8 protein-coding genes and 1 pseudogene are annotated in these 9,185 nt (G+C 70.1%); 8 read left to right on the top strand and 1 reads right to left on the bottom strand.

Features of this window, described 5'->3' with window-relative positions:
• Positions 1-78: 78 nt before the first annotated feature.
• The 5 genes and pseudogenes from ACFXC1_RS21100 to gatB form a co-directional block, all read left to right on the top strand.
• Positions 79-1,167 (top strand): annotated as a pseudogene (locus ACFXC1_RS21100) (putative bifunctional diguanylate cyclase/phosphodiesterase); the annotation flags it as partial.
• Positions 1,168-1,354: 187 nt separating this feature from the next.
• A complete protein-coding gene (gene gatC / locus ACFXC1_RS21095; RefSeq protein WP_007384860.1) occupies positions 1,355-1,651 on the top strand; it encodes an Asp-tRNA(Asn)/Glu-tRNA(Gln) amidotransferase subunit GatC in 297 nt (98 codons plus the stop codon).
• A 5-nt stretch (positions 1,652-1,656) separates the two neighbouring features.
• Positions 1,657-3,159: an Asp-tRNA(Asn)/Glu-tRNA(Gln) amidotransferase subunit GatA gene (gene gatA / locus ACFXC1_RS21090; RefSeq protein ID WP_381244726.1), complete on the top strand. Its 1,503-nt coding sequence runs from the start codon at positions 1,657-1,659 to the stop codon at positions 3,157-3,159.
• Positions 3,156-3,398 (top strand): hypothetical protein, encoded by a 243-nt coding sequence (locus tag ACFXC1_RS21085; RefSeq protein ID WP_381244724.1) that lies wholly within the window; start codon positions 3,156-3,158, stop codon positions 3,396-3,398. Before gatA ends, ACFXC1_RS21085 begins: the two co-directional genes overlap by 4 nt.
• Before the next feature lie 15 nt (positions 3,399-3,413).
• Positions 3,414-4,928, top strand: a complete 1,515-nt coding sequence (gene gatB, locus ACFXC1_RS21080) for an Asp-tRNA(Asn)/Glu-tRNA(Gln) amidotransferase subunit GatB (RefSeq protein WP_381244722.1) — start codon at positions 3,414-3,416, stop codon at positions 4,926-4,928.
• A 51-nt stretch (positions 4,929-4,979) separates the two neighbouring features.
• Here gatB and ACFXC1_RS21075 read toward each other — a convergent pair whose 3' ends face one another.
• The gene (locus tag ACFXC1_RS21075; protein ID WP_381244720.1) at positions 4,980-5,762 is read right to left on the bottom strand and encodes an SAM-dependent methyltransferase; all 783 of its coding nucleotides are present in this window, start codon (positions 5,760-5,762) and stop codon (positions 4,980-4,982) included.
• 117 nt (positions 5,763-5,879) lie between these two features.
• Here ACFXC1_RS21075 and ACFXC1_RS21070 point away from each other — a divergent pair, with 117 nt between their 5' ends.
• The 3 genes from ACFXC1_RS21070 to ACFXC1_RS21060 all read left to right on the top strand — a co-directional run bounded on the left by ACFXC1_RS21070 (position 5,880) and on the right by ACFXC1_RS21060 (position 9,185).
• Positions 5,880-6,182, top strand: a complete 303-nt coding sequence (locus ACFXC1_RS21070) for a hypothetical protein (protein ID WP_381244719.1) — start codon at positions 5,880-5,882, stop codon at positions 6,180-6,182.
• Positions 6,183-6,388: 206 nt separating this feature from the next.
• Positions 6,389-8,632 carry an MMPL family transporter gene (locus ACFXC1_RS21065; RefSeq protein WP_381244717.1) on the top strand — a complete coding sequence of 748 codons (2,244 nt, stop codon included), beginning with the start codon at positions 6,389-6,391 and terminating at the stop codon, positions 8,630-8,632.
• Positions 8,610-9,185 carry a GNAT family N-acetyltransferase gene (locus tag ACFXC1_RS21060; RefSeq protein WP_381244715.1) on the top strand — a complete coding sequence of 192 codons (576 nt, stop codon included), beginning with the start codon at positions 8,610-8,612 and terminating at the stop codon, positions 9,183-9,185. The genes ACFXC1_RS21065 and ACFXC1_RS21060 overlap by 23 nt, the downstream gene beginning before the upstream one ends.

The raw sequence follows: 9,185 nt of genomic DNA, 5'->3' as shown, positions 1-9,185 counted from the left end.
TCGCCTATCGCCGTCCGCCTGCGGGTGTAGCTGCGCCGCGCGGAGCTGCCGGCGCCGCAAGCCCCAGACTATTTAGATTTACATCTGCCCGTCGCCGACTCGACCACGTCCGCGACCCGGGTCGCCCGCAACCTCGTCGCCGCCCTCAGCTCCCCGCTCGACCTCGACGGGCTCACCCTCGTCCTGGAGGCCAGCGCGGGCGTCGCCGTCTTCCCCGACCACGCCCTCGACGCCGAGGGGCTGCTGCGCCGGGCGGACGTCGCGATGTACCAGGCGAAGCGGGACCGTACGGGCGTGGAGGTCTACGAGTCCAAGCGGGACTCCAACACCCCCGACCGGCTCGGCCTCCTCGGCGATCTGCGCCGCGCCCTCGACGCGCACGAGGTGCAGGTCCACTACCAGCCCAAGGTCCGCTTCGACGGCCAGGTCGCGGGCCTCGAGGCGCTGGTGCGGTGGGTGCATCCGGAGCGCGGGAAGGTGCCGCCGGACGAGTTCATAGCGATCGCCGAGTCGTCCGGTCTGATGCCCCATCTCACCGAGTACGTGCTCGACACGGCCCTCGCCCAGGTCGCCAGATGGCGGGCCCAGGGCCTGTTCGTACCGGTCGCGGTGAACGTCTCCCCGCGCGATGTGCACACCCCCGGATTCGCCGGCTCGGTCGCCGCGCGCCTCGCCCGGCACGGCGTCCCGGCGGGATCCCTCCAGCTGGAGATAACCGAACACGTCCTCCTGGAGGACCCCCAGCGCGCCGCCGACACGCTCAACGGCCTCACCGGCCACGGCGTGAAGATGTCCCTCGACGACTTCGGCACGGGGTACTCGTCCCTCGTGCATCTACGGCGGCTCCCGGTCAGCGAGCTGAAGATCGACCGCTCGTTCGTGGCACGGCTCGCGGTGGACACGGAGGACGCAGAGATCGTGCGGTGCACGGTGGATCTCGCGCACTCGCTCGGACTTCTCGTCGTTGCGGAGGGCGTCGAGGACGACGAGACCTGGGAGCGGTTGCGGGACCTGGGCTGCGACGCCGTACAGGGGTGGCTGGTCGCCGCGGCGATGCCGCCGGAGGACATGACGGCTTGGCTGCTGGCGCGGGGGTCTCGGGGGTGGCAGCGGCCGCGGGCGGCTTTGCCCGCGGCTGCGGCGGATGATCCGGGGCGGCTTGGCTGATCTTTCGGGCGCGGGTTCGTTGTGGCTGGGCGCGCCCACGCGGCGGAGCCGCAGATCGACACAGCCCCGCGCCCCTCGAAGGAACCGCCTGCTGAGAAGTGGTCGATCGAAACCGTTTAACGGCTAAGGCCCCCCGCCCCATAGGATTGGCCCCAAACCACACACACTCACCCCAGAGGAACGCTGCATGCCTGGCATCACGCGCGAGGAGGTCGCCCACCTCGCCCGGCTGGCGCGTCTGGAGCTGAAGCCCGAAGAGCTCGAGCACTTCGCGGGACAGCTGGACGACATCATCGGCGCGGTCGCCCGCGTCAGTGAGGTCGCCGACCAAGACGTACCGCCGACCTCTCACCCGCTGCCGCTGACGAACGTCATGCGCGCGGACGAGGTCCGTCCCTCGCTCACCCCCGAGCAGGCGCTCTCCGGCGCCCCGGCCCAGGAGCAGCAGCGTTTCAAGGTGCCGCAGATCCTGGGGGAGGACTAATCACCATGACGGACCACAGCAGCATCATCCGGCTCACCGCCGCAGAGACCGCCGCGAACATCGCGTCCGGCGTGCTCACGGCCGTCGAGGTCACCGAGGCCCACCTCGCCCGGATCGAGGAGGTCGACGCGAAGGTGCACGCCTTCCTGCACGTCGACCGCGAGGGAGCCCTCGCGCAGGCCCGTGCCGTCGACGCCAAGCGGGCCAGGGGCGAGGAGTTGGGTCCCCTCGCCGGCGTTCCGCTCGCGCTCAAGGACATCTTCACCACCGAGGGCATTCCGACGACCGTCGGTTCGAAGATCCTCGAAGGCTGGATTCCGCCGTACGACGCGACCGTGACCAAGCGGCTCAAGGCCGCCGACGTCGTCATCCTCGGCAAGACCAACATGGACGAGTTCGCCATGGGGTCCTCCACCGAGAACAGCGCCTACGGGCCTACCGGCAACCCCTGGGACCTCACCAAGATCCCCGGCGGCTCCGGTGGCGGTTCCTCCGCCGCGCTCGCCTCCTTCCAGGCGCCGCTGGCGATCGGGACGGACACCGGCGGCTCGATCCGCCAGCCGGCCGCCGTCACCGGCACGGTCGGTGTCAAGCCGACGTACGGCGCGGTCTCCCGCTACGGCATGGTCGCCTTCTCGTCCTCCCTCGACCAGGGCGGCCCCTGCGCCCGTACGGTCCTGGACGCGGCGCTGCTGCACGAGGTCATCGCCGGGCACGACCCGCTGGACTCCACGTCGATCGACTCCCCGGTCCCGCCGGTCGTCGAGGCCGCCCGCAACGGCAGCGTGGAGGGCATGCGGGTCGGTGTCGTCAAGCAGTTCCGCGGTGAGGGCTACCAGGCCGGTGTCATCCAGCGCTTCGACGAGGCCGTCGCGGTCCTGAAGGAACTCGGCGCGGAGATCGTGGAGTTGGACTGTCCGTCCTTCGACCTCGCCCTGTCGGCGTACTACCTGATCGCGCCCTCCGAGTGTTCGTCGAACCTGGCCCGTTTCGACGGTCTGCGCTACGGCCTCCGTGTCGGTGACGACGGCACCCACTCCGCCGAGGAGGTCACCTCCCTCACCCGTGAGGCGGGCTTCGGCCCCGAGGTGAAGCGCCGCATCATGCTCGGGACGTACGCGCTGAGCTCCGGCTACTACGACGCGTACTACGGCAGCGCCCAGAAGGTCCGTACGCTCATCACGCGCGACTTCGAGAAGTCGTTCGAGAGCGTCGACGTGATCGTGTCTCCGACTACGCCGACCACCGCCTTCCCGATCGGCGAGCGGGCCGACGACCCGATGGCGATGTACCTCGCGGACCTGTGCACCATCCCGACCAACCTGGCGGGCAACTCGGCCATGTCGCTGCCCTGCGGTCTCGCGCCGGAGGACGGTCTCCCGGTCGGGCTGCAGATCATCGCCCCGGCGCTGAAGGACGACCGGCTTTACAAGGTCGGCGCCGCCGTCGAGGCCGCCTTCGTGGAAAAGTGGGGGCACCCGCTGCTTGAGGAGGCACCGTCGCTGTGAGCAACGCACTGTCGAAGGCCAAGGGCTTCAAGAAGTCCAAGTCCGGGACGTACCTGTCCATGGCCACCACCGCGTTCGGCGCGCTGAGTGTCGCCAAGCAGATCAAGAAGGCGCGCACCGAGCACGACACGCTCCGTCTGATCGACGCCACGGTGTCCGCCGTCGCGCTCGTCACCGGCTTCGCCATCCTGTACCGCGAGCTGAAGCGGCTGGGCGACGACGACGTCCTGCTGGGCTGAGAGGGAAAGTTCACCGTGACCACCACGACCGACCTGGAGTCGTACGAGGACGCTCTCGCGTCGTACGACCCCGTCATGGGCCTTGAGGTCCATGTCGAACTCGGCACCAAGACCAAGATGTTCTGCGGTTGTTCGACCGAGCTGGGCGCCGAGCCCAACTCGCAGACCTGCCCGACCTGCCTCGGCATGCCCGGCGCGCTGCCGGTCGTCAACGCGATCGGCGTCGAGTCCGCCATCAAGATCGGCCTCGCGCTGAACTGTGAGATCGCCGAGTGGTGCCGCTTCGCCCGGAAGAACTACTTCTATCCGGACATGCCGAAGAACTTCCAGACCTCCCAGTACGACGAGCCGATCGCCTTCAACGGCTATCTGGACGTCCAGCTGGAGGACGGCGAGACCTTCCGGGTGCAGATCGAGCGCGCCCACATGGAGGAGGACACCGGCAAGTCGCTGCACGTCGGCGGCGCGACGGGCCGTATCCACGGCGCCTCGCACTCGCTGCTCGACTACAACCGCGCCGGCATCCCGCTCATCGAGATCGTCACCAAGCCGATCGAAGGTGCCGGTGAGCGCGCTCCCGAGGTCGCCAAGGCGTACGTCGCCGAGCTGCGCGAGCTGATCCGGGCGCTCGGTGTGTCCGAGGCGCGGATGGAGCAGGGGCAGATGCGCTGCGACGTGAACCTGTCGCTGCGTCCGCACGGCCGCGAGAAGTTCGGTACCCGCAGCGAGACCAAGAACGTCAACTCGCTGCGTTCCGTGGAGCGTGCGGCCCGTTACGAGATCCAGCGCCACGCCGCGGTGCTGAACTCCGGCGGCACGATCATCCAGGAGACCCGCCACTTCCACGAGGACACCGGGTCGACGACCTCGGGCCGCGTGAAGGAGGAGGCGGAGGACTACCGGTACTTCCCCGAGCCGGACCTGGTGCCGGTGGCCCCCTCGCGCGAGTGGGTCGAGGAGATCCGCGCCGGACTGCCCGAGCAGCCGCTGGCCCGCCGCAACCGGCTGACCGAGGAGTGGGGGATCACCGCGTTCGACATGCAGTCGATCCTCAACGCCGGTGCCATCGACCCGATCGTCGCGACGATCGACGCCGGTGCCGACGCGGCCTCCGCCCGCAAGTGGTGGATGGGCGAACTGGCGCGCAGCGCCAACGAGTCCGGCAAGGCGCTCGACGAACTCCCCATCACGCCGGAGCAGGTCGCCCGGGTCACCGCGCTGGTGACCGCCGGTGAGCTGAACGACAAGCTGGCCCGCCAGGTCATCGAGGGCGTTCTCGCCGGCGAGGGCACCCCGGACGAGGTCGTGGAGAAGCGCGGTCTGAAGGTCGTCTCCGACGACGGCGCCCTCACCACCGCCGTCCAGGAGGCAATCGCCGGCAACCCGGGCATCGCCGACAAGATCCGCGGCGGCAAGGTCGCGGCGGCCGGCGCCCTGGTCGGCGCGGTCATGAAGGCCACCCGCGGCCAGGCCGACGCGGCCCGCGTCAAGGAACTCATCCTTGAGCAGCTGGGCGTCAGCGAGGGCTGAGCCAGTACCCCGTGCACGGCCCCGGAGACCCGGTCTCCGGGGCCGTTCCGTTTACACCCGGCGGCCCACGACCCGGGCGAAGCCGAGGAGTTGCCCCCGGTCGGCCGTCACCAGCTCCACCGACTCACGGGCCATCCGCGCCATCCACTCGTAGGGACTCTCCTCGGCGCACACCTCGCTCCACAGCAGCCAGTCCTTCCAGCCGTCGGGCTGCCAGTCGGCGGTCTCGACCTCCACGGTGCCGCCGCGGGTCCAGTGGCGGCGCCACCAGGCGGGGGTGTGGAAGGCCCAGAAGCCGGGGTCCCAGAAGGGCTTCAGATGCTCCGGCGGTTCGTCGCCCGGCAGTTCCTCCCGGAGGGCGGGCATGACGACGCCGATCCGGCCGCCCGGCTTCAACAGCCTTGTCAGCGTGGGCAGATAGAGGTCGGCGGTGCCGAAGTACTGGTACGCGTCGATCGACACGATCGCGTCGAACGTGCCCTCCGCGAAGGGCAGGTCGTGCGCCTCCACATGCAGAGGCAGCACCCGGTCGGCGACACCCGCCTCCGCGATCCGTACGGCGTTCTCGTCGGGCTTCACCCACAGATCGGCGGCGGTGACCTGGACGTCGTACTCCTTGGCGAGGAAGACGGAGGTCATGGCGCGCCCGCAGCCCAGGTCGAGCACGCGCGCGCCGGGGCGCAGGGTGTCGAGGCCGAGGGCGGGGGCCAGCCATTCCAGCAGCCACAGGGCGTGCGGGCCCATCTGGTTCTCGATGGTCCAGCGGACGTCGTAGGTGTTGCTGCGCGGGTGGCGGGGGTGGGTCAGGCGGGCGGTCAGTTCGGTGTCGGACATCGGTGAACGGGCTCCTCCGGTTCTGCGTAGCTTCCTGTGGGAGAGCAACGAGATTGTGGAGGACGTCGGTTGGCCGCGCACCAGGTTTCTCAGGCGGAAGCGCTACGCTCGCCCGCCATGGACGGACGCGGAGATTCCGAGATATCCGACTTGGACGACTTCGGGGATCCGGCACTGGACGCGCGGCGGGCCCGCTGGATCGCGGCCCTGACCGGCGCCGTGCTTGCCCTGGCCGGTGTGGCCGCGGCGGCGCTCCGGGCCGCTGGTTCCGAACCGGTGCTCGTCCCGGCCGCCTATGCCGTGGGTGCCGCGCTGTGCGCGCTCGCGTCGGTGCTCGGCTCCCGGGGCCGTACCAGACGGGCGTTGTGGCTGCTGGTCGTCGGGGCGATGGTGATGGCGCTGGGGGACCAGTTCGACTGAGGCGCCCGCCGGGGTGACAGAGTCGCCGTTACTGTCCTGTGATCTGGCTCCCACTCCGGTGCCGAAGTCCTCGAACGCCATGAACGATCACTTTCGGCTGCGAGAGTGGGTGGCGTATCGCTCATGCGTTCTTTGCGGGCTGTTCATCCTTCGGACGATGTTTCCCGGTCAAAGATCCACAATTCGCCATCCCCGGGAGCACGTTCGTGGCAGCCCTTGCCCGCTGGTGTGTTCGGCACCGCCTCGCCGCCGTCCTGTTGTGGCTCCTCGCCTTCGGCGGGGTCACCGCTGCCGCCGCCGTCACCGGCTCGGCGTACTCGAACGACTACGAAGCCCCCGGCACCGAGTCGGGCCGCGCGACTCAGCTCCTCAAGGAGGCGTTTCCGGGCCTCGGCGGCGACAGCGACACCGTGGTCTGGCGCACCTCGCCCGGCTCCGTCCGCGCCGCCGACGTCGAACAGACCATGACCGAGGCCCTGGACCGCATTGCCGACCTGCCGGGGGTGGCCTCCGTCGTCAGTCCCTACGACGGTCAGGGCACCGGCCGGATCAGCGCCGACGGGCGGACCGCCTACGCCACCGTCACCTTCGCGCACCAGGCTGAGGACATCGACAAGTCCCAGGCTCAGGCCGTCGTCCGCGCGGCGAAGGCCGCCGGGACCGACGGGCTCCAGGTCGAGCTGGGCGGCAGCGCCATCGGGCTCACCGAGTCGTCGAGCGGGCACACCGCCGAGATCGTCGGGGTGGCCGTCGCCGCCCTCGTCCTGTTCCTGGCCTTCGGTTCGCCAGCCGCCTCGCTGCTGCCCATCGGCACCGCCCTGCTGAGCGTCGGCACCGCCTACGCCGCGATCGTGCTCCTGGGCCACGCCATGACGGTCGCCGACTTCGCGCCCATGCTCGGCATGCTGGTCGGGCTCGGCGTCGGCATCGACTACGCCCTGTTCATCGTGACCCGGCACCGGCGCGGGCTGAAACGCGGACTGTCCGTCACCGAGGCGGTCACCAACGCGGTCGTCACCACCGGGCGCGCGGTCGTCTTCGCGGGCGCCACGGTCTGCATAGCCCTCCTGGGGATGCTGATCCTCCGGCTCGGCTTCCTCAACGGGGTCGCGATCGCCGCCTCGTTGACCGTGATGCTCACCGTCGCGGCCTCCGTGACCCTTCTCCCGGCCCTGCTGTCCTTCATCGGCCCCCGGGCCCTCAGCCGCCGCGAACGGCGCCGGCTGGCCGAGCACGGGCCCCAGCCGGAGCTGCCCACCGGCCTCGCCGCCCGCTGGTCCGCGTTCGTCGAACGCCACCCCAAACTCCTCGGCGCCCTCGCCCTGGTCGTCATCACCGTCCTCGCCCTGCCGACGCTCTCGCTCCACCTGGGCACCTCCGACCAGGGCAACGACCCGAAGGCGTCGACCACCCGCCAGGCCTACGACCTCCTCGCGGAAGGCTTCGGTCCGGGCGTCAACGGCCCGCTCACCCTCGTCACGAAGATCGACAGCGCCGAGGACAGGCTCGCCCTCGACAACCTCGACGCCACCCTCCGCACCACCGAGGGCATCGCCTCCGTGACCCCGGTGACCTACGACTCCGGCGGCGCCACCGGGTACTTCACGGTCGTACCGGACTCGGCCCCGCAGTCCCGGCGGACCAGCGACCTCGTCGACCGGCTGCGCACCGAGGTACTGCCCCGGGCGGAGACGGGGACCTCGCTGGACATCCACGTCGGGGGCGTGACGGCGAGCTACGACGACTTCGCCGCCGTCATCGTCGGCAAACTTCCGCTGTTCGTCGGGGTCGTCATCTCGCTCGGCTGTGTGCTGCTCCTGCTCGCCTTCCGGTCCGTCGGCATCCCGCTCAAGGCCGCCGCGATGAACGTCGCCGCCGTGGCCGCCGCCTTCGGAGTCGTCGTCGCGATCTTCCAGTGGGGCTGGGGGAGCGAGTTCCTCGGCCTCGGCCGGGCCGGACCCGTCGAACCCTTCCTCCCCGTGATCATGGTGTCCGTCCTCTTCGGACTCTCCATGGACTACCAGGTCTTCCTGGTCAGCCGGATGTACGAAGAATGGCTGGAAACCGGCGACAACCGCCGGGCCGTCCGCGTCGGCCTCGCCGAGACCAGCCGGGTCATCAACTCGGCCGCCGTCATCATGATCTCGGTCTTCCTCGCCTTCGTGCTCAGCGGCGACCGCGTGATCGCCATGTTCGGCATCGCGCTCGCCTCCGCCGTCGCCCTGGACGCCTTCGTCCTGCGTACGTTGCTGGTGCCCGCCCTCATGCACCTGCTCGGCGGCGCCAACTGGTGGCTGCCCCGCCCCCTGGACCGCGTCCTGCCCCGCATCAGCATCGAGCCCCCCGAGTGCCGCGCCGCCCATGAGAGGCTGGCCGCTGCGACGGACGCCGAGGTGGCGGACGTACTGGCGAAGGAGCGGGAGCAGGATGTACGCGATATCCCTGGGTGACGACGGAGCCGAACTGCGTCCCCTGGAGGTGTGGCACGCCGAGGAGTTCCTCGCCCACCTGGACCGCGGCCGGGAGTTCATCGGCCAGTACATCTCCTTCGGCTCCAAGGCGACGGACGTCGAGTCGACGCGGGAGATGCTCCAGCGCTACGCCGACCTGCGCGCCGCCGACAGCGCCTCCCTGCACGGCATCTGGCTGGACGGCAAGCTCGTCGGCGGCGTCCTCTTCCTCAACTTCCACGCCGACCAGGGCAACTGCGAGGTCGGCTGCTGGCTGGAACCCGCCGCCGCCGGGCGCGGACTGATCACCCGCGCGATACGGATCCTCATCGATTTCGCGATCGAACAGCGCGGTATCCACCGGGTCGAATGGCATGCCGCCGCGGGCAATGAGAAGAGCCTGAATGTTGCGCGCCGCATGGGCATGACCAGGGACGGGATCCTCCGCCAGTCACACTCCCACGGGGGCCTGCGGCACGACATCGAGGTGTGGTCCGTGCTCGCGCCCGAGTGGCGCGAGGCACGCGCGCGTGCCCGGCACAGCGATCTTTAA

Source organism: Streptomyces hokutonensis (assembly GCF_042751305.1).
GTDB lineage: Bacteria > Actinomycetota > Actinomycetes > Streptomycetales > Streptomycetaceae > Streptomyces > Streptomyces hokutonensis_A.
This window is presented reverse-complemented; position numbering and strand designations above follow the sequence as displayed.

Coding starts and splice junctions, on each gene's coding strand:
- gatC (WP_007384860.1), top strand. CDS start 1,355: ATGCCTGGCATCACGCGCGAGGAGGTCGCCCACCTCGCCCGGCTGGCG.
- gatA (WP_381244726.1), top strand. CDS start 1,657: ATGACGGACCACAGCAGCATCATCCGGCTCACCGCCGCAGAGACCGCC.
- ACFXC1_RS21070 (WP_381244719.1), top strand. CDS start 5,880: ATGGACGGACGCGGAGATTCCGAGATATCCGACTTGGACGACTTCGGG.
- ACFXC1_RS21075 (WP_381244720.1), bottom strand. CDS start 5,762: ATGTCCGACACCGAACTGACCGCCCGCCTGACCCACCCCCGCCACCCG.
- ACFXC1_RS21060 (WP_381244715.1), top strand. CDS start 8,610: ATGTACGCGATATCCCTGGGTGACGACGGAGCCGAACTGCGTCCCCTG.